Source organism: Pannonibacter phragmitetus (assembly GCF_050510895.1).
GTDB lineage: Bacteria > Pseudomonadota > Alphaproteobacteria > Rhizobiales > Stappiaceae > Pannonibacter > Pannonibacter phragmitetus_B.
Map to the genome: position 1 here is coordinate 4282418 of NZ_JBNINT010000001.1, position 26074 is coordinate 4308491.

Annotated in this window: 21 protein-coding genes and 1 pseudogene; 8 read left to right on the forward strand and 14 right to left on the reverse strand. The window is 61.2% G+C overall.

What is annotated here, in order from left to right; translation table 11 throughout:
• Positions 1-197: 197 nt before the first annotated feature.
• Complete coding sequence (locus tag ACQB61_RS20650) at positions 198-629, reverse strand: hypothetical protein (protein WP_430514139.1); 432 nt, start codon at positions 627-629, stop codon at positions 198-200.
• A 174-nt stretch (positions 630-803) separates the two neighbouring features.
• Positions 804-2747 carry a methyl-accepting chemotaxis protein gene (locus ACQB61_RS20655; RefSeq protein ID WP_430514140.1) on the reverse strand — a complete coding sequence of 648 codons (1944 nt, stop codon included), beginning with the start codon at positions 2745-2747 and terminating at the stop codon, positions 804-806.
• 378 nt (positions 2748-3125) lie between these two features.
• On the opposite strand from ACQB61_RS20655, the gene ACQB61_RS20660 reads away from it, so the two are divergent.
• Positions 3126-5132: a methylmalonyl-CoA mutase family protein gene (locus ACQB61_RS20660; protein ID WP_430514141.1), complete on the forward strand. Its 2007-nt coding sequence runs from the start codon at positions 3126-3128 to the stop codon at positions 5130-5132.
• Positions 5133-5136: 4 nt separating this feature from the next.
• Here ACQB61_RS20660 and ACQB61_RS20665 read toward each other — a convergent pair whose 3' ends face one another.
• The 3 genes from ACQB61_RS20665 to ACQB61_RS20675 all read right to left on the reverse strand — a co-directional run bounded on the left by ACQB61_RS20665 (position 5137) and on the right by ACQB61_RS20675 (position 7924).
• Positions 5137-6030 carry a DMT family transporter gene (locus ACQB61_RS20665; RefSeq protein ID WP_430514142.1) on the reverse strand — a complete coding sequence of 298 codons (894 nt, stop codon included), beginning with the start codon at positions 6028-6030 and terminating at the stop codon, positions 5137-5139.
• 11 nt (positions 6031-6041) lie between these two features.
• A complete protein-coding gene (locus ACQB61_RS20670) occupies positions 6042-6755 on the reverse strand; it encodes a TenA family protein (RefSeq protein ID WP_430514143.1) in 714 nt (237 codons plus the stop codon).
• A 134-nt stretch (positions 6756-6889) separates the two neighbouring features.
• Complete coding sequence (locus ACQB61_RS20675) at positions 6890-7924, reverse strand: aspartate-semialdehyde dehydrogenase (protein ID WP_430514144.1); 1035 nt, start codon at positions 7922-7924, stop codon at positions 6890-6892.
• Between the two features lie 682 nt (positions 7925-8606).
• On the opposite strand from ACQB61_RS20675, the gene ACQB61_RS20680 reads away from it, so the two are divergent.
• Positions 8607-10526: a methyl-accepting chemotaxis protein gene (locus tag ACQB61_RS20680; protein ID WP_430514145.1), complete on the forward strand. Its 1920-nt coding sequence runs from the start codon at positions 8607-8609 to the stop codon at positions 10524-10526.
• A gap of 53 nt (positions 10527-10579) precedes the next feature.
• Here the strand turns inward: ACQB61_RS20680 and ACQB61_RS20685 are convergent, their stop codons facing one another.
• Both ACQB61_RS20685 and ACQB61_RS20690 read right to left on the reverse strand, forming a co-directional pair.
• The gene (locus tag ACQB61_RS20685) at positions 10580-10735 is read right to left on the reverse strand and encodes a hypothetical protein (RefSeq protein WP_430514146.1); all 156 of its coding nucleotides are present in this window, start codon (positions 10733-10735) and stop codon (positions 10580-10582) included.
• Positions 10717-11778, reverse strand: a complete 1062-nt coding sequence (locus ACQB61_RS20690) for a multidrug effflux MFS transporter (RefSeq protein ID WP_430514147.1) — start codon at positions 11776-11778, stop codon at positions 10717-10719. The genes ACQB61_RS20685 and ACQB61_RS20690 overlap by 19 nt, the downstream gene beginning before the upstream one ends.
• Before the next feature lie 283 nt (positions 11779-12061).
• Between ACQB61_RS20690 and ACQB61_RS20695 the strand changes: the two genes are divergently transcribed.
• Positions 12062-14275, forward strand: coding sequence for an esterase-like activity of phytase family protein (locus tag ACQB61_RS20695; protein ID WP_430514148.1), 2214 nt, complete (start codon positions 12062-12064; stop codon positions 14273-14275).
• Between the two features lie 129 nt (positions 14276-14404).
• On the opposite strand, the gene ACQB61_RS20700 is transcribed toward ACQB61_RS20695, so the two are convergent.
• Positions 14405-15379 carry an NADPH:quinone oxidoreductase family protein gene (locus ACQB61_RS20700; protein ID WP_430514149.1) on the reverse strand — a complete coding sequence of 325 codons (975 nt, stop codon included), beginning with the start codon at positions 15377-15379 and terminating at the stop codon, positions 14405-14407.
• Between the two features lie 194 nt (positions 15380-15573).
• On the opposite strand from ACQB61_RS20700, the gene ACQB61_RS20705 reads away from it, so the two are divergent.
• Positions 15574-16125, forward strand: a complete 552-nt coding sequence (locus tag ACQB61_RS20705) for an RNA methyltransferase (RefSeq protein ID WP_123195308.1) — start codon at positions 15574-15576, stop codon at positions 16123-16125.
• Between the two features lie 3 nt (positions 16126-16128).
• On the opposite strand, the gene ACQB61_RS20710 is transcribed toward ACQB61_RS20705, so the two are convergent.
• The gene (locus ACQB61_RS20710) at positions 16129-16737 is read right to left on the reverse strand and encodes a sigma-70 family RNA polymerase sigma factor (RefSeq protein ID WP_430514150.1); all 609 of its coding nucleotides are present in this window, start codon (positions 16735-16737) and stop codon (positions 16129-16131) included.
• Positions 16738-16963: 226 nt separating this feature from the next.
• Between ACQB61_RS20710 and ACQB61_RS20715 the strand changes: the two genes are divergently transcribed.
• A complete protein-coding gene (locus ACQB61_RS20715) occupies positions 16964-17473 on the forward strand; it encodes an invasion associated locus B family protein (RefSeq protein WP_430514151.1) in 510 nt (169 codons plus the stop codon).
• 282 nt (positions 17474-17755) lie between these two features.
• A pseudogene (gene rlmN / locus ACQB61_RS20720) lies at positions 17756-18987 on the forward strand (23S rRNA (adenine(2503)-C(2))-methyltransferase RlmN).
• Positions 18988-19038: 51 nt separating this feature from the next.
• Here rlmN and ACQB61_RS20725 read toward each other — a convergent pair.
• From ACQB61_RS20725 to ACQB61_RS20740, 4 genes are all read right to left on the reverse strand, one after another.
• Entirely contained in the window at positions 19039-19416 is a 378-nt protein-coding gene (locus ACQB61_RS20725) for a VOC family protein (protein WP_430514152.1), read from the reverse strand.
• A gap of 67 nt (positions 19417-19483) precedes the next feature.
• Positions 19484-20179, reverse strand: coding sequence for a helix-turn-helix transcriptional regulator (locus ACQB61_RS20730; RefSeq protein ID WP_430514153.1), 696 nt, complete (start codon positions 20177-20179; stop codon positions 19484-19486).
• 199 nt (positions 20180-20378) lie between these two features.
• Positions 20379-22424, reverse strand: a complete 2046-nt coding sequence (locus ACQB61_RS20735; protein WP_430514154.1) for a molybdopterin cofactor-binding domain-containing protein — start codon at positions 22422-22424, stop codon at positions 20379-20381.
• A gap of 153 nt (positions 22425-22577) precedes the next feature.
• Positions 22578-23039, reverse strand: a complete 462-nt coding sequence (locus ACQB61_RS20740; protein WP_430514155.1) for a (2Fe-2S)-binding protein — start codon at positions 23037-23039, stop codon at positions 22578-22580.
• 124 nt (positions 23040-23163) lie between these two features.
• Between ACQB61_RS20740 and ACQB61_RS20745 the strand changes: the two genes are divergently transcribed.
• Together ACQB61_RS20745 and ACQB61_RS20750 are read left to right on the forward strand one after the other, a co-directional pair.
• Entirely contained in the window at positions 23164-23658 is a 495-nt protein-coding gene (locus ACQB61_RS20745; RefSeq protein ID WP_430514156.1) for a TetR/AcrR family transcriptional regulator, read from the forward strand.
• Positions 23628-23789 (forward strand): TetR/AcrR family transcriptional regulator C-terminal domain-containing protein, encoded by a 162-nt coding sequence (locus tag ACQB61_RS20750; RefSeq protein ID WP_430514157.1) that lies wholly within the window; start codon positions 23628-23630, stop codon positions 23787-23789. The genes ACQB61_RS20745 and ACQB61_RS20750 overlap by 31 nt, the downstream gene beginning before the upstream one ends.
• A gap of 93 nt (positions 23790-23882) precedes the next feature.
• Here the strand turns inward: ACQB61_RS20750 and ACQB61_RS20755 are convergent, their stop codons facing one another.
• Positions 23883-26027 (reverse strand): methyl-accepting chemotaxis protein, encoded by a 2145-nt coding sequence (locus ACQB61_RS20755; protein ID WP_430514158.1) that lies wholly within the window; start codon positions 26025-26027, stop codon positions 23883-23885.
• Positions 26028-26074: the final 47 nt, after the last annotated feature.

A 26074-nucleotide genomic window follows, 5' to 3' on the forward strand; every position in this document is an offset into this window, starting at 1 on the left:
TGGAACGGTACGGCCGCGCGGAGCCAGTCCTGCGCGAGCGTCAGCCGTGGAGAAAAACAGGGGGAGTCAGGTCAGAAAGGGCATCGTACCAAGGCGCTGAGATGCTAGCGCATCACGCCTTGAAAATGCTCAGATGCCGCAAGGGCTTAGCCAAACCTGTATGAGTCAAGCTCATGGAGGTTTGGTCTCGGAGCCCGTCAGGCCGCAGCAGGTGGGGCTCGGGCATCAAAATCGCGCGGCAGCGCAAGTGTGGGCAGGGCAGGAGAAACCGCTGCCTGCGCCAGCCGTCCGGCCTGCGGAAGGTTCTCCGTGCCCGAGGGGGCAAGACCAGCCGGATCAGCCCCTTGCGGAGGCGTGGAGAGATGACGGTCAGACCCGGACTTGCGCCATTCTGCCGTTGCATTGCGCCAGGCGTCTCTGGCGCGCTGGGCAGCTTGCGCGGCCTGTCCGGCGCTGGCAAGCCCGGCCTCGGCCCTTTGCAGATCCAGCCGGGAGATTTGCCCCGGCAGCGCCGTCCATTGCAGCGTGGCCAGAAAAGCCAGCAGAAGGAGTTTGAACAGAACCGGCGCGAGGCGGAATGCGCCTGCGGTCCTGTCTTTTACATCCTGTCTGCTATGTGCCAGTGTCATGCCATGTCCGGAGCGGGCCGCCATTCCGGGACATTCTCCCGGACAATGGGCCCAACATAGGGGCTCATGCTGCCCTTTGCCAGTCATTGCAGACGCAAGACCGGCATTTTACCCGGCGCTCAAATGAAGACAGCCCCGCGCGGGGCTGTCCTTGTCTTGTGGCTTTTGCGGGGCTTAGCCAGCGCGGACGCGGCGGACGAAGCCTTCCACCTTGCCCTTCAGTTCCTCGGCCTGGCTGGAGATGCCGTTGGAGGCGCTGACAACGTCGCGGGCGATGTGGCCGGTCTGTTCTGCAGCCTCGTTCACGTCGGTGATGTTGCGCGAAACCTCCACGGTGCCGGTCGCAGCTTCCTCGACATTGTGCAGGATTTCGGTGGTGGCCTTGTATTGCTCGTCGATGGAGCCAGAGATCATGCCGGCAATGTCGGAAATCTCGCCCACGACCGAGCGGATGCCCTGAATGGCACCCACCACATTCGAGGTGCCCGACTGAACGTCGGAGACCAGTGAGGCGATTTCTTCTGTCGCTTTTGCGGTCTGGGCTGCGAGTTCCTTCACTTCCGTTGCCACCACGGCAAAGCCCCGTCCGGCCTCTCCTGCCCGTGCTGCCTCAATGGTAGCATTGAGGGCGAGGAGGTTTGTCTGGCCTGCAATCTGATTGATGAGATTGACGATCTCTCCAATCTTCTGGGCGGACTGGGCAAGGCCTTCCGCCATCGTACCCGCCCGGGTCGCCTCGGTGTTGGCCTTGACGGTGATCTCCGCCGATACCTGAACCTGACGGCTGATCTCGCGGGTCGAGTTCGACATTTCTTCGGTTGCTGCGGCCACAGTGCGGACGTTGGCAGAGGCCTGTTCGGACGCTGCGGCCACGGCTCCGGCGCGGCTGGACGTGCGCTCGGCCTGCGTGCCCATCTGTCCGGCATTACGCTCCAGATTGAGTGCCGCGTCTGCAAGGGCACGGGCTACGTCCATCACGTCAGCCTCGAAGCTGGAGGCGAGTGCATCGAGTTCCTGACGCCGCATTGCTTCAGCCCGGGCCTTCATCTCTTCCTTTTCCTGTTCCGCGTTGCGGATCTGGATTGCGTTGTCGCGGAAGATGGTCACGGCCTCGGCCATTTCGCCAATCTCGTCCTCACGGCCGGAACTGGGGATCGGAATGTCGAGGTTACCGTGGGCAATCTGCCCCATGGCGCCGGTCATTGCGGTCATCGGGCGGATGACCTTGGCTGCAATGACCCAGAAGGCGGCTGCAGCCGTCAGGAGGACGAAGGCCATGAGCGCCAGGGTCGAGTAAAGGCTGCTTGCAGCTTCTGCCCGCAGGGTTTCAATGCGCTGCAGAGCCGCCTCGAAGGCGGCGTCACGCATGGCCAGAACGGCTGGCCACAGTGCGACGCCACGCTTGCGGTAGGCATCGCCGTCGATGCTGAACTGCCCCGTTGCAAAGCCTGGCTGCACATCAGTCTTCAGAGAGGCAAAGGCATCCACGTAGTTCGCCTTGGCACCTGCGATGGCTGCGGCCACCGCCGGATTGGCTCCCGGCTTTGCCGCCTCCTTGGCGATCTCACCCCAGATCTGGCGGACTTCGCCATCGAGGCGGGTAAAAGTCTCAAGCTGTTCCGGCGTGAGTGCCTTTCCGCTGACGACGAAGCCCTGCATCATGCCGGCTTGACGTCCGCCGGTATCCCGCAGCTGCCACACGGTGCGGGCCAGCTTGCTGTAGTTGAGTGCAACACCATCAACTTCGGCGAGAATTTCCATCTCGCGGTCGATCGTGCCGAGAATCGTGTTGTTCATCTTTGCAGAGGCGGCAAATGTCTCCTGAGAAGCCTTGCGCCGTTGCTCGAGAGGAGCGGAGAACACCAGCCGGTCATTGGCCGCGCGCAGCTGCTGCCAGGAATTCTGGCTCGCGGTAACGGTGTCAGCGACTGAGGCGCTTTCAGTCTCTAGGTCTGCCAATTCAGATGCTGCAGCCAGAGCCTTTGTAAAGGCAGCGTCGGTTGGCTGGCGGCTCTTGGTGATGTCGGCCCCGCGCGAGCGCTCGGCCGCATTTTCGGAATCCAGAAGAAGGGTGATGAGGCCCCGCTCTGCGTTGGCATTTGCGGGGATGTCGGACAAGGCCTGCATGGCCCTGACGCGCGCGTCTGCCAGAGTATACTTATCCAGCTTTGCTTTTGACTCCAGACTGATCCAGCCTGCGATCGCACATCCTGTTACGGCGAGAGTGCCGACAACAGACCTAAGTATAAATGACAGTCTCATGTTTCCACCCAGTGATTTCTTCTAGCTTTCTTGTCTGTGGTTGCGGGTTAATTTTTTGCTATTTTACCTTGCGTAAGATATTGTTTTTCATGCAATTTTGGTTTTCTGTTTGGTCTACGGCGTTTAATTTACCGCACCGCAGCAGGGCGACTATTGGCGAATTTATCCGGTGCCGCTGAGGCCTTATCGTCATGGCATGGATGGCGGCCTGCAGGCCGGGTGGAGGGTTTCCGCATGAGTGATGACAAGATGACGGGCGAGGGTGAGCGGAAGCGGGATGAGCCCTGGATCTTCCGCACCTATGCGGGCCATTCCACGGCCGCGGACTCCAACCGGCTTTACCGGGCCAATCTGGCGAAGGGCCAGACGGGCCTTTCCATCGCCTTCGATCTGCCGACACAGACCGGTTATGACCCCGATGACCTTCTGTCACGGGGCGAGGTTGGCAAGGTGGGGGTGCCGGTGGCGCATCTGGGCGATATGCGCACCCTGTTCCAGGACATTCCGCTGGAGCGGATGAATACGTCCATGACGATCAACGCCACAGCACCCTGGCTGCTGGCACTTTACGTGGCTGCTGCAGATGAACAGGGCGCGGACCGCAAGCGCTTGGCTGGCACCACCCAGAACGACATCATCAAGGAATATCTCTCTCGCGGCACTTACGTTTTCCCGCCTGCGCCTTCGCTGCGGCTCACCACAGATGTGATTGCCTGGACCTACAGCGAGATGCCGAAGTGGAATCCGATGAATGTCTGCTCCTACCATCTGCAGGAGGCGGGAGCGACGCCGGTGCAGGAGCTGTCCTTTGCGCTGGCGACGGCGATTGCCATTCTTGATGGCATGAAGGCGAGCGGGGCCATTCCGGAGGCTGAGTTTCCGCAGGCGGTGGGTCGCATCTCTTTCTTCGTCAATGCGGGCATGCGCTTCATCACCGAGATGTGCAAGATGCGCGCCTTCACCGAATTGTGGGACGAGATTTGCCGCGACCGTTATGGCATTGCCGATCCGCGCTACCGGCGTTTCCGCTATGGGGTGCAGGTGAACTCGCTGGGCCTGACCGAACCGCAACCGGAGAACAACGTCTACCGTATTCTCATCGAGATGCTGGCCGTGGTGCTGTCGAAGAATGCCCGCGCCCGTGCCGTGCAGCTTCCAGCCTGGAACGAGGCGCTGGGCCTGCCCCGGCCGTTCGATCAGCAATGGTCCCTGCGCATGCAGCAGATCCTCGCCTATGAGACCGACCTGCTCGACTATGACGATATCTTCGACGGTTCCTCCGTCATCACCGCAAGAGTGGAAGAGCTGAAGGCCGAAGCGCGGGCGGAACTGGCCCGTATTGATGCCATGGGCGGGGCGGTTGCTGCCGTCGAGACCAGCTACATGAAGCAGCAGCTGGTGGAGGCAAACAGCCGCCGCCTTGCGGGCATCGAAAGTGGCGATCAGATCGTCGTCGGCGTCAACCGCTGGACCGAGAGCGAGCCCTCGCCACTGGCTGCGGGGGAGGATGGCGGCATTTTGACCGTTTCAGCGCATGTGGAAGATGAGGCCATCGAACGCATCAAGGCCTGGCGGGCTGCCCGTGACGGGGCCGCAGCGGATGCGGCGATCGCAGAGCTGAAGGCAGCTGCACGCGAAGGGCGCAACATCATGGAGCCTTCGATTGCTGCGGCGAAGGCGGGCGTCACGACCGGTGAATGGGGCGCCGCTCTGCGCGAAGTCTTTGGCGAATACCGCGCCCCCACCGGCGTTGGCCGCGCCGCACGGGACGATGCGGGCGATGTGGCAGCGGTGCGTGAAAGCGTTGAAGCTGTCTCGCGCAAGCTGGGCCGCCGGCTGAAGTTCCTTGTCGGCAAACCGGGCCTCGATGGTCATTCCAACGGCGCGGAGCAGATTGCCGTGCGCGCCCGCGACTGCGGGATGGAAGTCGTCTACGAGGGCATCCGGCTTACCCCGGCGCAGATCGTCAACGCAGCGTTGGAGGAGAGCGTGCATGTCATCGGCCTGTCGATCCTCTCCGGCTCCCATCTGGCGCTGGTGCGCGACGTGATGGAGCGGCTGAGGGCAGCAGGCATTGATGATGTCCCGGTCGTTGTCGGCGGCATTATTCCGGACGAGGACGCCCGGACGCTGAAGGCCATGGGTGTTGCTGCGGTCTATACTCCGAAGGACTTCCAGCTCACCGGCATCATGGCCGATGTGGTGCGTATCGCCGGTGAGCAGGGGGAACGGGCGGCCTGAGGGGCTAGACCCCGAACATCAGTCCGCAGCCTAAGACGACCAGTGCGGCGCCGATCCAGGCGCCGGGGGCGGGCATTTCGCCGGTGCGCCACCACAGGAGCGGCAGCTGCAGGGCGGGCGTTGTGGCGGACAGGGTGGAGATGATGCCAACCTTGCCGCCGGAAAGCGCAAACAGCACCAGCGTCATGCCTACACCCATGCCGATGAAACCGGACAGGGCCGTCCAGCCCGCAATCCTGAGATTGAGCGGGTTCGCCGGCTTCAGATAGGAAAGGGGCAGGGCGCCCAGGCAGACGAGGCCAAGCGCGGCGGTGCCGATGCGTACGGCAGAAGCCACAACCGGATCAACGCCGGTTTCCATGACCGGACGGGCAATGAGGGAGCCAACGGATTGCGACAGGGCGGCAGCCAGCCCCAGGAGAAGGCCGATCCATAGAGGCCCCTTGATGCTCTCCCATGTGTGGAGCTGCGAGCGGCGCTTGCCGAAGGCGATCGAGAGCATCACCCCGGCAAAGCAGATGACGACACCGGCCAGCCCTTGCCCGCTCAGTGCTTCGCCCAGAACCAGCCATCCCAGAACGGCAGACATGGGCGCGTTCAGCGAGAACAGCATGGCGGTGCGGCGCGGGCCCATGCGGTTCAGCGTCAGGAACAGGGCCGTATCGCCGATGAAAATGCCGATGAGGCCGGAAAGCACCAGCGCGCCCATATGCTCGTAGCCAAGTGACGCCCATCCAGGTCCGACAGTTACCGCAGTGGCCAGCATGGCAAAGACCATCAGCATGCGCAGCCGGTTGAAGGCAATTGCACCCAGATGGGACGAGGGGGTGGCGGAGATGATGCCGCCGTAAGCCCAGAGGGCCGCCGCCGCGAGCGCGGCGATTTCATAGATGGGCATGATGGTCGGGGTCAGGCCGGTTGGGCCACTCCTGCTGGGCCGTTCCAGGCGGCGTCGAAGAAGGATTTTTCCAGTGCGCACATGTGCACAAAACGCTCCGTGGCCCGGTTTCTCGCTTTTTCCGTGAGGCGGGAAGCGGTCCGGTCCATTTCGTTGCGCAGAAACGAGACGAAGCCCTCGAAGCCGGAGCCGGCGTGCAGGTCGATCCATTCGGCCAGCCAGAAGGCGGCAGGGCGCGGCTTGCGGGCTTCGCGTTCGCCCCAGGTCAGATAGACCCATTCGGCGCAGAGGAGGCACGCAAGCCCTTCCTCGTAGCTTGCTTCAGCGGCCTCCAGCAGCAGGCTGGCGAAGGCGCGGGTCACGGGGCCCTGGGCCGCCTGAAGATAGATCTCAGGCGCCACATCAAGCGCCGCAAAGGAGCGGATGAAATAGTCGTTCTCGTTTGACGTCAGCAGCGCCAGAAACGCCGCGAGTGGGCGCTTGGCGGCCATGTCCGGGGCCTTGGCCACCAGATAGCCGATTACAGAGGCCAGATCCGTGATGAACGTATAGTCTTCGATGAGATAGCGCACATAGGCTTCACGCGGCATGGTGCCGCTGCCGATGGCATGGGTGAAGGGATGCTCCGTGGCAGCAGTCCAGTTCTCACCTGCGGCTTGGACCAGCTGATCCGAAAAGCGCGTGGTGGCGTGGCCTGCAGCGGCAGCGCCCAAGGTGCCCGTCATCTGTTTCCTCCGTAGCCGCTGTGGCTGCCTGTCCGGCGCATGCGGCGCTCTGTTCTGGCGGGCATCTTAAAGCTGAAAAGCCCCGGAGGTTCAATCCGGGGCTTTTGCTGACAGATCTGTTCTGTGCTGAAGGATCAGGCGGCCTGCTTCTTCGGCTTGATCAGGCCGCGGTTCACCAGAACCTCGGCGATCTGGACGGCATTGAGCGCCGCGCCCTTGCGCAGGTTGTCGGCCACGACCCAGATGTTGAGGCCATTCTCCACCGTGGCATCCTCACGGATACGCGAGATGTAGGTGGCGTCTTCGCCGGCGGTCTCGTAAGGCGTGATGTAGCCGCCGTCTTCGCGCTTGTCGATGACGAGGCAGCCCGGAGCCTCGCGCAGGATGTCGCGCGCTTCATCGGCCGTGATCGGCTTCTCGAACTCGATGTTGACGCTTTCCGAGTGGCTGATGAACACCGGAACGCGCACGGCGGTGCAGGTGACCTTGATCTTCGGATCGAGGATCTTCTTGGTCTCGGCCAGAACCTTCCACTCTTCCTTCGTGTAGCCGTCTTCCATGAACACGTCGATGTGCGGAATGACGTTGAAGGCGATGCGCTTGGTGAACTTCTGGTTCTCGACCGGATCATTCACGAAGATAGCGCGGGTCTGGTTGAACAGCTCTTCCATCGCCTCCTTGCCGGCGCCCGAAACGGACTGGTAGGTGGAGATGACGACGCGCTTGATGGTGGCCGCATCATGCAGCGGCTTCAGCGCTACGACGAGCTGCGCGGTGGAGCAGTTCGGGTTGGCGATGATGTTCTTCTTGGTGAAGCCTGCGACTGCATCGGCGTTCACTTCCGGCACGATCAGCGGCACTTCCGCGTCGTAGCGCCAGGCGGAGGAGTTGTCGATGACGACGCAGCCCTGGGCGCCGATCTTTGGAGCCCATTCCTTGGCAACACTGCCGCCTGCGGACATCAGGCAGATGTCGGTATCGGAGAAATCATAGTTTTCCAGCGCCTGCACCTTCAGCGTCTTGTCGCCGAAGGAGACTTCGGTGCCCTGCGACCGGCGCGAGGCCAGCGGCACGACTTCATCTGCCGGGAAGCCGCGCTCGGCCAGGATGTCCAGCATTTCGCGGCCCACATTGCCCGTGGCACCAACAATGGCGATCTTGTAGCCCATGAATTCCTCTCTCGTCCGTCTCCCCGCTTACCCGGCGGGTCCGCACACGCGGCACCTGCCCGGCTCTTCGGCGCCCGCCCATCCCGGGGAGCGCGGGACGAGAGGCACCGTCAAACGGTGGTTTTGGCGGTGGTTTTAGTGAGTTTGGTCGCAGTGGTCATAAGACGTGCGGCAACAGCGCTGGCCGGAGCCATCGCTTCAATGCCCATGTATGCGGCTGCAAGCCGGAACATCATCGTCTCAATCCACACTCTCTAACGGCAGGACCGGCCACGCTTTTGGCGGGAATTGCGGCTGTTGTCAATGTTTGATTGGAGTGAGAAGCTTTCGCTGAAAATGCGCGCTCCGTCAGTCTTTTTGTGCAATTTAAAGATGTATTCAATTTCAGGCGTGTAATTTGCTGGCTAAATATTTCGATACAAATTTTTCATTTGGCATCATTTCTTGTTTTTCCGCTCGCCCCTCTACCTTACGTTGAGTTCATTGAATCAATTCTTGCGTTCTTGTTCCGTCTTGTGATTTGGATTTTTTGTTTTATTTTGATGTTTTTAAGTAAAATGACCGTGCCTTTGCGTGTTTATGTTCAATTAATTATTCTCCGCACAGATTTGAGCAGATCGGGGGATTTGCCATGATTAAAATGCTCTGCAACATACGTATAACTGTCAAGTTGGTACTTTTGGTGTCTTTGGCCGGCGGCGCGGCGCTTGGTCTGCTTGCCGCTTATCTTTACATCGACAAGGATGTTGAAGCTGCCTATCTCCTTCAAGACCAGTATGAGGGACTGGAAGAGCAGGCGCAGCATCTTCGGGCCGAGATGCTGGAAATGCGGCGTGCAGAAAAGGACTTCTTGCTGCGCAAGGACTTGCCTGACGCGCAGCGCTATGCCGAAAAGGCAGCGCGCGTCCTGCAACTGATTGACGGTTTGAAGTCAGATCCTGTTTCCGGGCCTATTCAGCCAGCCCTGGGGCATATCTCTGAAGGGGTGCAAAAGAGCCAGGAGCAGTTTCTGGTGATCCGCGATGCCTATGTCGGTCTTGGGTTGAGGGAAACCGAAGGGCTTCAGCTGGCGTTGAGGAAGTCGGTTCATGAGGTCGAGGAAATTGCCGCTGAAGCTCATGACGATGCATTGACCGTGGTGATACTTACGCTGCGGCGGCACGAGAAGGATTTCATGCTTCGAGGCGATGAGAAGTATCTCGCCTTGTTTGATGAGAAATTTCAACAGTTGATCAACAAGATCAATACTAGTTCTATTGCTGCTTCTGAAAAGCAGAAAATACTTGATCTTGCAATGGCGTATCGTGCCAGCTTCGCAGAGTTTGCTGCCGCACGTCTCAAGCTTGTCGGCGAAACTGCGGTGCTCAGCAGCTTGTTCGCCGGGATCGCACCACATCTGGAAGAGGTTTTCCAGTTCGCTGAAACGCATGAAGAGGAACAGAGCGGTGTGATGGCGGCTGTCAAGGAATTCGGCCGTTCATTGTTCATCTATTCCAGTATTGCAGTTCTGGCCGCTGCCGCTGCATCGGGCGCCGCGATTTCGCAGAGCATTGTGTGGCCTTTGCGGAAGGTGAACGAGGCGCTGGACCGGATGGCGTCGCGTCATACAGATGTTGATGTTCCGGCGCTGAGCGGCCGTACGGAGTTGGGGCGGATCTGCCTCGCCGTCGCTCAGCTGCGGAGCAATGCCGAGGAAGATCAGGCTGCGGCGGCCGCCAGGGCCCGGGCGGAGGACGCGGACAGGGTTGAGCGGCAGCGTCAGATCATGTGGCAGGTGGCTGAACAGTTTGAGAGTGCAGTGGGTGCCCTGATCCGGAATGTACTCGACTCGGCCGAGGAGATGGCAGCCATGGCGTCCCGTCTGGCGGAGGTTTCATCAGGCACAAATGACAGGACGCTGACTGTCTCGGCAGCTGCCGGTCAGGCAACGGCCAATGTTCAGATGATTGCGGCGGCAACGGAGGAACTGTCTGCATCCGTCACGGAGATCGCCACCCAGGTGGAGCGTGCTGCGAAGGTTTCCATGCAGGCGACGGGCGAGATCGGCAAGACGTCAGATCAGATGACGGCCCTGTCCACCATGGCCGACCATATCGGTGAAGTGGTCTCCATGATCGCTGCCATTGCGGGCCAAACCAATCTTCTTGCCCTCAATGCGACGATTGAATCGGCGCGGGCAGGTGAGGCAGGCAAGGGCTTTGCCGTGGTTGCATCCGAAGTCAAGCAACTGGCAATGCAAACGGCTCATGCGACTGAAGATATTTCCCGTCTGGTGACCGAGATTCAGGCGCAGACCCGCTCGGCGGTCGGGGCGATCGGGCTCGTCGGCGATGTGGTCCGCGAACTGGACGGTATGTCCAGCGCTATTGCGGGAGCCGTGAATGAGCAGGGCGCAACCACCCAGCTCGTGGCCCGCAACGTGGCTGAGGCTGCTTCCGGGGTTCAGGATGTCTCCAGCAACATCTCGCTTGTTGCCGGGGTCACGCAGGAGAGTGTGGAGGCGTCAGGCACCATGCTGAGATCGGCGCAGCACCTCTCCGGCCAGGCGAACCGTCTCCAGAGCGAAGTAACCCGCTTCCTGCGCACGGTCCGGGCGGCCTGATCCAATGCCCGGTGGGCCTTCCGTTTGAGGCGCACCGGGCTGCCGCTCCTGGGTCAGTAAACTGTGCGTTCCTTCCCTGCGAGGCCCAGAGTGGGTATGGCGGCAGCCAGGGCAAGGACAGCGCAAGCGGCGATGGCGACGACCATGGGCAGCACGCTTCCATCAAAGAACGGGCTGGCCAGCATCAGCATCAATGCACCGGCAAGCATTTGCAGCGTGCCGCCGAGGAGGAGGCAAGGCCAGCGTTCTCACCGTGATCGTCCAGTGCCATCACCATGGTGGGCGCAATGACGAGCCCGAGGCACGCATTGCCGAGGAAGAGAAGCGCCATGACCACGGCCAGTGCATCAATGCCGAGGGCCACCAGCGCCACCAGCACCACGTTGCACAGGGCAAATCCCGTCACGGCCAGCAGGGCAACCCGTGCCATGCCATGCTTGCGCCCGAGTCCGGCAGCGAGTTGCGATGTGCCGAAGAAGCCGATGGCATTGAGGGCGAAGGCGAAGCTGAAGCCAACGGGGCTCATGCCAAAGTGGCCGGTGTAGACAAACGAGGCCGAGCCGATAAAGACGAAGAAGCTCGCCATGCCGAAGCCGCCCGTCATCGTCAGTCCGAGGAAGCGGGCATCGCGCAACAGCTCAAGGCAGCCTCCAAAAATGACTTTTGGCCGCAGCGGCACACGCCGTTCGGCCGGCAGGGTCTCGGGCAGCTGCCAGGCGGTGAGGGCCATGGCCAGCGCCGCTGCAAGGCCAAGGGCGACGAACAGGAACCGCCAGCTCCCCATGGCAATGATGGCCGAGCCGGTGAGCGGCGCCAGCATTGGCGAGATGCTGATGACAAGCATCACCAGTGCCATCAGCTGGGTGGCTTGTGTGCCGGTGTGCATGTCGCGCACGATGGCGCGCGGAATGACCATGGCCGCCGCAGCGCCCAGGGCCTGCACGAAACGGCCCAGGACCAGCCAGTTGATATCGGGGGCCAGCGCACAGATGGCGGAGCCTGCGATGAATACGGCAAGGCCCGCATAAACAGGCCGCTTGCGCCCCAGCCAGTCTGCCATCGGCCCGTAGATCAGCTGCGCAAGGCCGAAGGCGAGGAAATAGGCGGTGAAGGTCATCTGCGCTGCGCTGGCAGTGGTGCCAAGGCTGGACGCAATCTGCGGCAAGGCCGGCAAATAGAGATCGACCGCAAAGGGGCCAATGCAGGAAAGCAGGCCAAGCACAAGGGCAAGGCGCGAGAAGCCGCGTGTCATCCTGGATATCCGAAAATGGAGAGCGTAAGAATGGCTGGCAGCACCCGGTGGCCAGCCAGCGGACGTTGGGCCATCCGCGAGTAAGCCTGAGTAAAGACCTGGCGGAGGCATCTGTCCAGAATTTATGTGCGGTCTTGCGCTTCAAGTCTTGCGTGCTGTTGCACAACTGCCGCAGTTCCTGGCTCTGTGTCACAAAAGCTTCATGTCTTTGTCACCTCAAGGTCGTCTCTGGCGCCTAGCGTGCGCCGTCTTTTCACCAAACATCTCGCTTCGGGGAGGCACCATGATTTCTCTGCGCAGCCAGCTTCTGGCTGGTTTTTCCGTTCTGGCCGCTGTTTCACACGCATCTGCCGCCGACACCTATTTCACCCGCATCGCCACCATGCCGGTCTACAAGACGCTTGGCGAAGGCGTTGACCCGGCTACCCAAACTTCGGCCGAAATCATCACAGCGACGAAGGACGGCCAGACGCTGGTGTTTTCCGACAGCCCCGGTGAGGCTGTGGTGTTCGTTGATATCGCCAATCCCTCCGAGCCCAAGCCTGCCGGCCGCATCGCGATGGGCGGAGAGCCCACTTCGGTAACGGCGGCGCAGAAGTTCATCCTGGCTGGCGTCAACACCAGCCCGAACTACACCGAGCCGGCGGGCCATCTGGCTGTGATCAGCCTTGCAGACAAGTCGATTGCTGCCACCTGTGACGTGAAGGGCCAGCCGGACTCGGTTGCCATTTCGCCGGATGGAAAATTCCTAGCTGTTGCTGTCGAGAACGAGCGCGATGAAGAGCTGAACGAGGGCAAGCTGCCGCAGATGCCGGCGGGTCATGTTGCCATCTTCGATCTGGATGCCGATGGACAGCCCACAAACTGTGATGCTGCCCGCATCGTTGACGTGACCGGCCTTGCCGAAGTTGCACCGGAAGATCCGGAGCCGGAATTCGTGTCCATCAACGCCGCCAACATGCTGGCGTTGACGCTGCAGGAAAACAATCATTTGGCACTCATCGACCTTGCGTCGGGCAAGGTGAGTGCGCATTTCCCGGCCGGCTCTTCCAGCGCCGAAGCCATTCCGGTTGCCAAGGACCGCAGCTCGGACGCCTCTGGTGGTATCGAGAACGTCAAGCGCGAGCCTGACGCCGTGGCCTGGCTCGACAATGACCGCTTCATCACCGCCAACGAGGGCGACTATGAAGGCGGCTCGCGTGGCTTCACCATCTGGAACACCAAGGGTGACGTGCTCTACGACAGCGGCAACAAGCTCGAGCACATTGCCATGATGACCGGTCATTACCCGGCCAAGCGCGCCTCCAAGAAGGGCAATGAGCCGGAAGGGGTCACCGTTGGTGAGTTTGGCGGTCAGAAGCTGATCTTCGTGAACTCCGAGCGTGCCAACATGGTGTCGGTGTTCAAGGACACCGGCGGCGAGCCGCAGCTCCTGCAGATGCTGCCCACCCATGTGGCCCCTGAGGGCGTTTTGGTCATCCCGTCCCGCAATCTGTTCGTTGCCGCCAACGAGGCAGACAGTGCCGAGGACGGCCTGCGTTCACAGGTCAGCATCTATGAATTCGGCGCTGACAAGCCTGCCTATCCGGTGCTGACCTCAGCCTTTGATCCGGAAACCCATGCTCCGATCGGCTGGGGTGCGCTCTCGGGTCTTGCTGCGGACAAGACCGACCCGAACAAGCTCTATGCTGTTTCGGACAGCTTCTACGACAAGGCCCGGATCTACACGGTGAACTTGTCCATGAGCCCGGTGGAAATCACCTCCTATGTGAACGTCACCGGCGGTTCGCCGAAGAAGTTCGATCTGGAGGGTATTTCGCTGGCTAAGGATGGCGGTTTCTGGCTTGTCAGCGAAGGCAATCCGGAGAAGGAAGGCGTGCCGCATCTCCTCGTGAAGGCTGATGCCAATGGCAAGGTGACTGAGGAAATCAGCCTGCCGGAAGCCCTCGTTGCCCAGTCCAAGCGCTTCGGCTTTGAAGGCGTGGCTGAGTTTGAGCGCGGCGGCAAGACCCTGGTCGTAACGGCGATCCAGCGCGAGTGGGGCGATGACGCCAAGGGCCTCGTCAAGCTCGGCATCTACAACCCGGCGGACAAGTCCTGGGGCTTCGTCCACTATCCGCTCGACAAGCCGAAGAGTGCGGCTGGCGGCTGGGTCGGCCTGTCCGAGATCACCCATCTGGGCGGCGAGCGTTTCGCTGTGCTGGAGCGTGACAACCAGGGCGGTGAGTTTGCTGCGATCAAGCAGATCACAGTGATCGATCTTGCCGGCATCGAGCCGGTTGCTCTTGGCGGTACTCTGCCTGTGGTGGAGAAGACCGTGAAGCTGGACCTCGTCCCGACGCTGGCCTCGACCAAGGGCTGGCTGCTCGACAAGCCGGAAGGTTTCGCTGTTACCGCCGATGGCCGGATGATCCTCGTCACCGACAACGACGGCGTTGATGATGCGCCGGGCGAGACCCAGATCTTCACGCTGGGTTCGGTAGACACGCTGAACTGATCTGTCCTGCAGATGCTATGACCGGAGCCCGGGCCTCAAGCCCGGGCTCTTTGTTTGATCCACATGGCACTGCGCCTCGAAGGCTGGCGTCTGCCGTTGCAGGTTTGCCGGTATGCGCAGGAGTGCCTGTTATGGCGTCAGGATCACCTTGCCCATGACCTTGCGGTCTGCGATCTCCTGGATGGCCTTTGCGGCCTGCTCCAGCGGGTAGACTGCGTGGATGTGAGGGTTCAACCGGCCCTGGCGCACCCATTCGAGAATCTGGCTCATGTTGGCCCAGTGGCCCTCGGGGTCGCGGATGATCGATTCGCCCCAGAAAACGCCGAGGACATCGCAGCCCTTCAACATCACGAGATTAAGAGGGATTCTCGGTATTTCTCCCGCGGCAAAGCCGATGACGAGATAGCGGCCTTCCCAGCCGGTGGCCCGCAGCGCCTGCTCGGCCAGATCGCCTCCCACCGGATCATAGACCACGTCTGCCCCGGCGCCGTCCGTCAGCTCCTTGATCCGCTCTTTCAGGTTCTCTTTCTCGTAGTTGATGGTCAGTACCGCGCCAAGCTGGCGGGCGCGGCTCAGCTTGTCCTCCGAAGAGGCGCAGGCGATGACGCGTGCCCCCATCAGTGAGGCGATCTCCACCGCAGCCTGTCCCACACCGCCGGACGCCCCGAGCACGACCACGGTTTCGCCCTCCTGAAGCTTTGCCCGGTCGCGGAAGGCATGCAGCGTGGTGCCATAGGTGACGGAAACCCCGGCAGCTTGCTCGAAGGAAATTCCCTCGGGCAGGGGGTTGAGGTCATCCTCGCTGGCCACCACCAGCTCCCGCGCTGCGCCGAAGCGGATGTAGCCTATCACCTTGTCGCCGGTTCGCACGCGCTCGACGCCATCGCCGGTGCGTTCCACCACGCCGGCAAATTCGGCGCTGGGAGAGAAAGGCATCTCCGGCCGCAGCTGGTATTTGCCCTGAATGATCAGCGTGTCGAAGAAATTCAGCGCGCAGGCTTTGACACGGACCAGCACTTCGCCCGGCCCAACTGGCGGCACAGGCAGATCTTCAACGGTCAGCGATGAGGCCGGACCGTAGGAATGACAAAGGATGGCTTTCACGCAGGGCCCCCGCTCCACACATGTTTAAACCATAGTTAATCTGCGGTCCGCGCTGCTGCACTGCAAGGAAAATCTCGTCACGGAATGTGCGCCGCAGTTGGGGGTGCCTGACAGCGGAAGACGTTGACGGGTTGAGGCGGGCGGCCCCAGCGTCTATGAGCCCCTGCAGGAATGATGGAAGAAGGAAGTTGACGATGCGCGGCTATTTCGGTGTGGGGGCGGAGGGGCTTTCCAAGCGGATGAACCTTGGCAACCTGATGCGCTCGGCGCATGCCTTCGGGGCGAGCTTCTTCTTCACCGTGGATGCTGGGCCTGCCATCCGCAGGGCGCCGCGCTCCGACACCTCCAAGAGCCCGGATCATCTGCCCCTTTTCGAATGGGACACGGTGGACACAATGGATCTGCCCGCAGGCTGCCAGCTTGTGGGCATCGAACTCACGGACGAAGCCATCGATCTGCCGAGCTTCATGCATCCGCTGCGCGCTGCCTATGTACTGGGGCCGGAGCGCGGCTCCCTTTCCTCCGCCATGCTGGCGCGTTGCGACCATGTGGTAAAGATCCCGGCCAAGTTCTGCATCAACGTCGCCACTGCGGGAGCCATCGTGCTCTATGACCGGCACCGGGCGCTGGGCCGCTACGCCGACAGGCCGGTGACCGCTGGCGGGCCGAAGCAGGACAAGACACCGCACCGCCATGGCGGGCCCATCATGCGGCTGGGGCGTCAGATTCCGGGCTGGGAAGACTGAGCCTCAGTCGATATCGACGGCTGTATCGGCCTCCAGCACCTGCCGCAGACGGGCAAAGGCGAGGCGGATGCGGGACTTGACTGTGCCAAGCGGCAGGCCGGTGCTCTCGGCAATCTCGTTGTGCGACAGTCCGAGGAAAAAGGCCTGACGCACCACCTCGCGCTGGGCTTCGGGAAGCTCCTCAAGAGCGGCGCGGATGCGCTCTTCCCTGAGGCCTGTGTCGAGAATGACGTCGGGATCTTCCGGTGCGGAGGGCTGCAGGGCAGGGTCTTCGGCATCCAGATCGCCGTTCTTCAGACGGCGCAGCGAGTCGATCCGCCGGTTGCGGGCAATGCGGAACAGCCAGGTGCTGGCGGAGGCTTTGGTCTTGTCGAAGAGGGCGGCCTTGCGCCACAGAATGACCATAACCTCCTGCGCCAGCTCTTCGGCGCTGGCACTGTCGGTACCCTGCTGCATCAGGTAACCTTTGATGCGCGGCGCGAAGTGATCGAATAATTCGATGAACGCAGCTTTATCCTGCGTTGCGGCGACCCTCTCGATCAGTTCTGAAAAATACTGCGCCTGACTCACCGCAGACTTCACTCCCAATGTGCCGGGTTTTAACCCGGTCATAATCCGGTAATCCCGGAACGTATGTCACACTCTCGCCCGATTTATCCAGCCAGCGTGCGCATGACGCGAGCCGATAATAGCGGGAATAGCGGCAAGCGCCACGCGATTGATTGGCTTTCAACCCTTTCGTAACCGGCTTTAAGGTAGCCTTAATCCAAGGTTTATATGCCGGACGACACTTGAGTAAAATCTGAAGCGTTTGACGCGCAAGCAAAACGGTGTGGAGATGATGCAAGCACGAACCCTGGTAACCGCCGGTCTGTTCCTCGCTCTGTCCGGAGCTGCCGCCGTCGCCCAGGCTCCGACGCTGCTGAAGCAGCAGAGGGATTGGGCGGCCTATACCCACGCGAGCGGTGGCGGCAAGGTCTGCTTTGCCCTGACCAAGCCCACGCAAATGCTGCCGACGGACCGTAATCACGGAGATGTGTTCTTCTTCGTGTCGACCCGTCCGTCGGAAGGCGTGAACAGCGAACCAAGCTTCCAGGTCGGATATCCGATGCGGGACGGCTCGCAGGTCACGGTTGATATTGATGGGAAGCCCTTCACCATGTTCACGAAGAACGATGGTGCCTGGGTGGAAAATGCTGCCGCCGAGCAGCAGCTCGTTGCAGCCATGAAGGCCGGCAGCAAGATGAGCGTAAAGGCAGTTTCGGCGCGTGGCACCGAAACCTCCTACGCATTCTCTCTGGCAGGCGTGACGGCGGCGATCGACACGGCAAATCAGGCCTGCAAGTAAGCAGCGCCGGAAGACAGGCGGCTGAAGGCGGCCTGTCAGATCCGCAATAGAAGAGGGCGCGCGCTTCGGTCTGCGCCCTTCTTTGCGGCCTTTAAGTGCATCGGCAGTTGATTTTCCGGCGCTCCTGTGGTTTTTCAGGCGCTAATGGACGCGGCTCCTGCGGGAGGCTGCGCCTTTTCTGTTTTCAAGGCGCTGAAGCAGCGGACTGGTCCGTTCCGGCGCGTGGCCTTTGCGGCCTCTCAACCTTCGGGTTTTGACCCTCGGATCTGGATACTGGACGCTATGGCGATCTCGCTTGACCTTGCGCATCGTTCCGCCGCGCAGACACCCGCAGCTGCACAGCCTGCTTCTCCGGTGCTTGCTGCTGCGGCTGAAAAGCCCACTTTGATCGGCCTCGACAGGGCTGGGCTGGCCGAAGCCATGGCCTCGATCGACATCCCCGAGCGCCAGCGCAAGATGCGCGCCCAGCAGCTGTGGCACTGGCTCTATGTGCGCGGCGTGTCTGACTTTGGTCAGATGAGCAACATCGCCAAGGACCTGCGCTATACCTTGCAGGATCATTTCTCCATCGCCCGCCCGGAAATCGTCTCGGAGCAGATCTCCGTCGATGGCACGCGCAAGTGGCTGTTCCGTTTTCCCCGCGTGGCGCCGGGCGCCCGGTGGAGATCGAGACCGTCTATATCCCGGAAGAGGGGCGGGGCACGCTTTGCGTCTCCTCGCAGGTGGGCTGCACGCTGACTTGCACCTTCTGCCACACGGGCACCCAGAAGATGGTGCGCAATCTCACCTCGGAAGAAATCCTCTCTCAGATCCTGATCGCACGCGACCGGCTGGGCGATTTTCCCGACGCTGCAACGCCGCAGGGTGCGATTGTCCCGTCTGAAGGCCGCCTCGTCACCAATGTGGTGATGATGGGCATGGGCGAGCCGCTCTACAATTTCGACAATGTGAAGCAGGCGCTGCTGATTGCATCTGATGGCGACGGTCTGTCTCTCTCCAAGCGCCGCATCACTCTTTCCACCTCCGGCGTGGTGCCGGAAATCGCCCGGACGGGCGATGAGATCGGCTGCATGCTGGCAATCTCCTTGCATGCAGTGCGCGATGACCTGCGCGACGTGCTGGTGCCGATCAACAAGAAGTGGCCGATCCAGGAGCTGCTGGAAGCCTGCCGCCGCTATCCGGGCCTGTCCAACGCCAAGCGCATCACCTTCGAATATGTGATGCTGAAGGGCGTGAATGACAGCGATGCGGATGCGCGCGAACTGGTGCGCCTGCTTTCGGGCATTCCGGCGAAGATCAACCTCATCCCCTTCAATCCTTGGCCGGGTTCGGACTATGAGTGTTCCGACTGGGAGCGGATTGAGGAATTTGCCGATATCGTCAACCGCGCCGGCTATGCCTCGCCGATCCGCACCCCGCGCGGCCGGGACATTTTCGCCGCCTGCGGCCAGCTCAAGTCCGCTTCCGAGCGCATGCGCAAGAAAGACCGCGACGCGCTGGAAGGCGCTGCCTGACACTTCAGAATGGTCCGCACAGGTGTGTTGCCTGCGCGGACCATTTCGTCTTCACACCGGATTTTCGTTGCGGCGGTAAACGCGCAGCCGGTGCCCGTCCGGGTCTGCTGCGGTGAAGGTGTAGCCGAAGACCATCTGCGCCGGTGTCTGGAGGATGGTGGCACCTGTTGTTGCCCAGGCCCGGTGGATGGCATCAAGTTCGTCATTGCTTGCGCATTCGAACATGACTTCCGTGCCGCCAATCTGGCCGTCTGAGGGCGGGATGACACTCTGCCTCTGCCACAGACCGAGCTTGAATCCCTCAGGCGTTACGAACATGGCAAAGCCCGGCGACTGTTCAATTGGATCCATGCCCAGAAGCTTGGCATAGAATGCCGTACTTGCGGCGGTATCCTGCACGTAGAAAATCACGAAATTGGACGGCTTCATCTGTCTCTCTCCTTCCGGTGTTGGACAGGAAGAAACTAGACAATGATGCTGTCAGAAAATGGCAGCATCAATCCGCATCTGTACGGGCTTTCAGCCGCTCCCACCATTCCTTCATCATCACCTGTCTGCGGCGGGGATAGCGCTTGCCTGTTTCCTCGAGATTGAGGATTCGGTCCGTCCGGAAGTGGCGGTAGTCCTGGCGCAGTTCGCACCATGCAGAGATGACGCGGGCCTTGTCGAAGAACCCCAGCGCAAAGGGCCAGATGCTGCGCGCGGTGGCATGCCCGGCTGCATCTTCATAGGCAATTTTCAGGATATGCTCGCGGCGGATGGCGAGCCGGATGACGGTCAGATCCGCTTCCGGCCGTTGTTGCCGCTCGCCGGGCCCGGCCAGCAGATTGGTGGTATCCAGCTGTTCCCGCAGATCTTTCGGAAGCACTGCGGCAATCTTGGCCAGTGCGTTTTCGGCCGCCTGTCCCAGTGGTCCGCCCGCCCGCTTTGAGACCCAGCGTGAGCCCAGCACAAGGGCTTCCAGCTCATCTTCGGTGAACATCAAGGGCGGCAGCATGAAGCCCGGCTGCAGCACATAGCCGACGCCGGGTTCCCCGGTGATGCCGGCCCCTTGCGCCTGAAGTGTCGCAATGTCCCGGTAGAGGGTGCGGATGGAAATGCCAAGCTCCCGCGCCAGGCTTTCGCCGCTGACGGGCCTGCGGTGGCGCCGCAGGATCTGGATGAGATCAAGCAATCGGGCAGAACGGGACATGCCTCATCTTGCCATAGTCTGCTGCCGGAATCTGTCACTATGTTGCAAGACCGGATGGGTCCTTGTGCCTATCCCGCTGGCTGGCATCTGGCAAAAAATGTGCGCCCGGACGGAATGCCGTCCGGGCCCTGAGTATCGGTCTCCATGTGCAGCTTGGCAACGAGTGCCGCCGTGCCGGAAGCTCCGGCGCCTTTGCAGGTCAGGCCAGTCCGTGCTTGCTGAAAGGCAGCACCGTCACATAGTCACTTCGTGCCGCTGCAACCGCATTGGCTACGGCCGGTCCGATCGGCGGCGTGCCGGGCTCACCGATGCCGGTTGGTGCTTCTTCTGACGGAACGATATGCACCTCGATGGCAGGCATGTCGGACATGCGCAGGGGCAGGTAGGTGTCGAAGTTCGACTGGTCCACTTCGCCGTCCGTGAACGTGATTTCGTTGCGCAGCACGGCGCCAAGCCCATAGCCGATGGCACCTTCGATCTGAGCCCGGATATTGTCCGGATTGATGGGGATGCCGCAGTCTACGGCGCAGACAACCTTTTCCACCTTCACCGTGCCGTCTTCGCGGAAGGAGATTTCCGCAACTTCGGCTACATGGCTGTTGAACGATGTGTGGACAGCAACACCCCGGTAGCGGCCCTCGGGAAGTGGAGTGTCCCAGCCTGCCTTCTCCGCAGCCAGCCGCAGAACGGCCAGCTTGCGCGGATCATCCTTGATCAGGCTTTCGCGGAAGGCGACCGGATCGGCGCCGCTCTCCCGGGCGATGCGGTCAATCATGGTCTCCATCACATAGGCCGTGTGGGTGTGCCCGACTGACCGCCACCACAGCACCGGCACCGGCGTCGAGGTCATGTGTGCTTCCAGCTGGAAACCGGGGATGTCGTAGGTCGTGCCATGCACGCCTTCCACCATGGTGTCATCAATGCCGTTCTTGACCATGAAGGCTTCGAAGCCCGTGCCCTTCATGATGGACTTGCCCGCGATGCGATGCTGCCAGCCTGTGATCCGGCCAGCCTCGTCCAGTCCCACCTTCACCTTGTGGGCCGTCATCGGGCGGTAATAGCCGCCGCGAATGTCGTCCTCACGGGTCCAGACAATCTTGAGCGGCTGGGGAGCGTGGCCTGCCTCATGCCGCGCCTTGGCAATCAATGCCGCTTCGGCGAAGTAGTGGCTGTCCGGCTGGGCACGCCGGCCGAAGGAGCCGCCTGCCCAGAGTGTGTTGATCGCCACCTTGTCCGGGGTCAGGCCCAGGATGCCGGCACTGATTGCCTGATCGGTCGTCTGAAATTGCGAGCCGGTCCAGAAGGTCGCGCGGCTGCCGTCGTAAAGAACGGTGATGTCCAGCGGCTCCATTGGCGCATGCGCCAGGAAGGGGAACATATAATCCGCCTCGATGACCCGCGCGGCCCCGGCCAGCAGGGGCTCTGCATCGGCATTGCCTTCCGCGGCTGCGCCCGGCGTGCCAGTCAGCTCTCTGAGTTCAGCCTCCATTTCCGCAGTCGAGCGCATTTCGGCGGCGCTGTCGTCCCAGGTGATGGAGAGGGCATCGCGCCCCTGCATGGCCTGCCAGGTGCCGCTTGCCAGAACCGCGACACCACTTGGCACGGTGATCACATCCATCACGCCCGCAATGGCGCGGGCGGCGCTGTCATCGACGCTGGCAACCTTGCTGCCGAAGCGGGGAGGGCGGGCGAGAACGGCGGTCAGCATGTTGTCGAAACGCTGGTCCATGCCATAGACGCCGGAAGCGCCGGTGGACTTACGCGCAGTGTCGACCCGCTTGAACGACTTGCCGATGTAGATCCATTCCGCCGGGGTTTTCAGCCGTGGTTCGGCGGGAACGGCCTCGGCCGCCGCAAGCCCGGCCATCTCGCCGAAGCTGGCCGATTTGCCGGAAGGATGAGAGATCCGGCCCGCACTGACGGTGACCTCAGCTGCGGGAACCGACCAGGCCTTTGCGGCCGCCTGCACCAGCATGCTGCGCGCGGCAGCACCGGCGGTGCGGTATTGCATGAAGGAATTTGCAATGGCTGTCGAACCGCCCGTGCCCTGCATGCCGAAGAACAGGTTCTTGTAGAGCGCGGCGTCGGCCGGGGCGAAATCCGCCCGCACCTGATCCCAGTCTGCGTCCATTTCGTCTGCGACCAGTGTTGCAAGACCTGTGGCGACGCCCTGTCCCTTGTCGAGATGCTTGGACAGGACAACGATGGTGTTGTCCGGCAGCACATGCACGAAAGGCTGGAGCATGCCTTCAGACGTTGCGGCAACCGCAGTTCTTGCGCTGCCCGGCAGGTTGAGGCCGATCAGCAGTCCGCCGGCAGCGCCTGCGGAAAGCTTGAGGAAGCCGCGCCGGTTGGGCGTTGCGGTGGTAAGGGGGAGAAGATCCTGTGCAGCATTCTATCAGCCCTCCAGCTTGCTTGCAGCCGCATGAATGGCTGTCTTGATCCGGGCATAGGTGGCACAGCGGCAGACGTTGCCGTCCATGGCTGCCTCAATATCGGCGTCGGTGGGCTTCGGCGTTTCCGTCAGCAGGGCCGTTGCGGCCATGATCTGTCCGGACTGGCAATAGCCGCACTGCGGTACGTCAAGTTCTGTCCAGGCTGCCTGAATGGCCTTCGCTGCCGGGCTTTCAAGCCCTTCGATCGTGGTGATGCTGGTTCCTTCCACATCGCCCAGATAGGTCTGGCAGGAGCGGACCGGGGTGCCGTCCAGATGCACCGTGCAGGCGCCGCACTGGGCGACGCCGCAGCCGAACTTGGTGCCGGTGAGGCCGAGGGTGTCGCGAAGGACCCAGAGCAGGGGCGTGTCCGGGCTGGCGTCGATCACCTGTTCCTTGCCGTTGAGTGTCAGGGTAACTGGCATGAAGGGCTCCCGTGGCTAGCTTGTTTTGGCTATGGGTAAACTACACGGTGCAGTTTACATCAGGGGGCGGTGCTATGTAAACTCCCGAGTTTACATGAGGGCCGGTTTCTGGAAAGAAAGTGGCATGACCGAAGAAAGAGAACTTTCGCTCAGCGAGCAGAAGCGCAAACAGATCATTGAGGCCGCTGTGGCCGAGTTTCAGGAGCGCGGATTTGCAGGGGCCAGTATGGACCGCATTTCCGGCCGAGCAGGTGTTTCCAAACGCACGGTCTACAATCACTTCGACAGCAAGGAAGCGCTGTTCCGTGCCATCACGGATTGCCTCGTTTCCTGGATGACTGCCGCCCTCAATGTGACGTTCCGCCCGGATCTGCCAGTCACCGGGCAGCTTGAAGCCCTTGGCTGGGCCGAGGGCGAGCTGCTGGTAAATCCCTGCTTCCTGCAAATGGCGCGGATGATCTTCGGTGAGGCGTTTCGTGACCCGGCTTTGTCTGCTGAAGTTGCCGCACGCATGGACAAGTTCCGTGTTTTCGAGAGCTTCATGCAGGATGCTTTCGCAGCAGGGGCCCTTCAAAGGGGAAGCCGGAAGTGGCAGCTGCCCAGTTCCTGGGGTTGCTGAAATCGCGCGGTTTCTATCCCTACTTCTTTTCGGGCAACGCGGTGGGCCGGGAGGAGATGGGCACGATCATCTCCGAAACTGTGGAGTTGCTGCTGCGGGCCTATGGCCCTCAATCCGGAACTGGCACCTGAAGGATATCTGACAGCCGGGCTGGCCCGGGCAGAGTAAAAGGCCCGGACGGGGATGCCGTTCGGGCCTTTTTTACTCTGCCGTTCTTGTGCTGGTCAGGCGGCAGCGACGTTGCGCAGGAATGAGTTCACCAGACTGTTGAGATCGGTAACGCGATGGGCAACCGTGCTTGAGGCAGTGTCAACCTCATCTGCGCAGATCTTGGTTCTGGCGACTGAATCCGTGACTTCACCCATGTTTCTCGCAGCTGCGACCGTGCTGTGAGAGGTGTTGCTTGCGCTCCGGCTGATTTCCCGCGTTGCTGCATCCTGTTGCTGAACGGCAGCAGCAATTGAGCTGGTGTAGTGGTTGGCCTTGTCCATAATGTCCGCAATTCCGCTGATCGCTCCAACCGCATCACCTGTCCAGGTCTGGATCTCAAGCACCTGACCGCTGATCTCCTCCGTCGCTCGTGATGTCTGGTTTGCCAGCTCCTTCACTTCAGCGGCCACCACGGCAAAGCCGCGTCCTGCCTCTCCAGCCCGTGCTGCTTCAATTGTTGCATTGAGGGCAAGCAGGTTGGTTTGTTCGGCAATGGCCCTGATCAGGCCGACGACCTCTCCAATGCGCTGCGCTGCCGTTGCGAGATTGGTCATCTTCGTTTTGCTATCGACTGCCTGGCTGGTGGCATCGTGAATGATGGTCATTGTTTCGTTGATGCGTCCTCCAATTTCGGAAATGGAGGCGGACAGCTCTTCAGCTGCTGACGCGACAAGCTGAACGTTTTCGGAGGCAGTCGTGGTTGCGCTGGAGGCGTTGCCAGCCGTCTCTGATGTGGAAGCCGAGATCTGTATGAGATTCTGCGCAGTGGATTGCATCTGTTGCATGTTGGCGGACACGGACCCGAGCATTTCCTCCGACTGTCTGCGGAAGGTGTCGAGAAGCTCCTCGACACGCTTCTGCCGCGCCAGGCGATCGGCCTGCTCTTTTGCCTGCGCTTCCGCGAGGCGTGCCTGCTCGGAAACGGTATCCCGGAAGCCGGCTATCGCCTTGGCAATGTCGCCGATCTCGTCCTTGCGGCTTGCTGCGCCGAACGCGGCATCCACGTTGCCGCCCGCAAGTTCATTGGCGTCTTTGACCAGTTCTTGGATTGGCCGCACCAGGCCACGCGCAATGAAAATGCCGATCAGAGTGACTGCCAGGGCGGCTGCCGAGAAAATCAGGAGGATCTGATTGCGCAAGGTACGTACGGGCGCCGTGATTTCGTCGTAGTCTTGCAGGGCAGCGATCGCCCAGCGCGTGCCTTCAAAGTCGACAGGCGTGACCGCCGCGACAAAGGTCGCGTCCCGGTATCCAGAAATTTCGCCGGTGCTTGTTCTTCCTGCCAGGCCATCAGCGATGAGGCTGCCCGTAAGCTGCGTTATCTGAATGTCATTCACATCAGGCGTCTTGGCCGAGTCAATGCGGAACCGCCCATCAGGGCCCACGAGCACAGTCTCTCCGCTCTCTCCAAGGCCTGCGCTGCTGCCCATGGTCTGGTTCAGACGGTCGATAGGCATTTGAAATGCAAGCACACCAATGCGCTGATTGTTCCGGAATACCGGAGTTGCAATGAAACTCGCCTGAGCTCCATTGCTGGGGGCGTATGCTTGAAAGTCGAGAAAAACAACAGATCCTTCTGGAGCGTCCGCCGCTTCACGGAAGGCCATGCCCAAGTCGGTATCCTTCCACTGCCCGGATCTGAAGTTAGTGGCAAAGTCTGCTTCTTTTGCGACGGTGTAAACCAAGTCTCCCGGCTCATTGAAGAGGAAGATATCATAATAGCCGCGAGCTTTAAGGAACCCGCGCATCCATGGGTGATACGTGGCATGTGCCCGGTCATAAGGACTCTGACCTGCGCCCATCAGCTCATCCCGTTTGCCCAGAGCATATGGGTTTTTCTCTATATAGGCACTTTGGAGAGCGGCTTGCGGATTGTCGCCTATCTGCGCCCAGGCCTCATTGTAGCTGTACAGAGATTCTACAGTCGCCGGATTGCTGGCCATGATGGTCAGGTCTTCGACAATGCTCCCGAGATACTGGGACAGCTCTGCCTTTCGAGCCTGCGCCAGTGCATCAAGCTTTCTCTGGGCGTCTGCCAGCAATTCCCGTGAGCTGCTCTGGTAGGAGAACAGACCTATCATCGCGCCTGTTGCCAGGGCACATCCAACAAGTGCCGCAGGGATACGAATGCTGAAGCGTCCGAAGGATAGGCTGGACATGATCTGCCTTTCTTGGTGAAACCTGGGTTTCGGACCAATTAAATTTC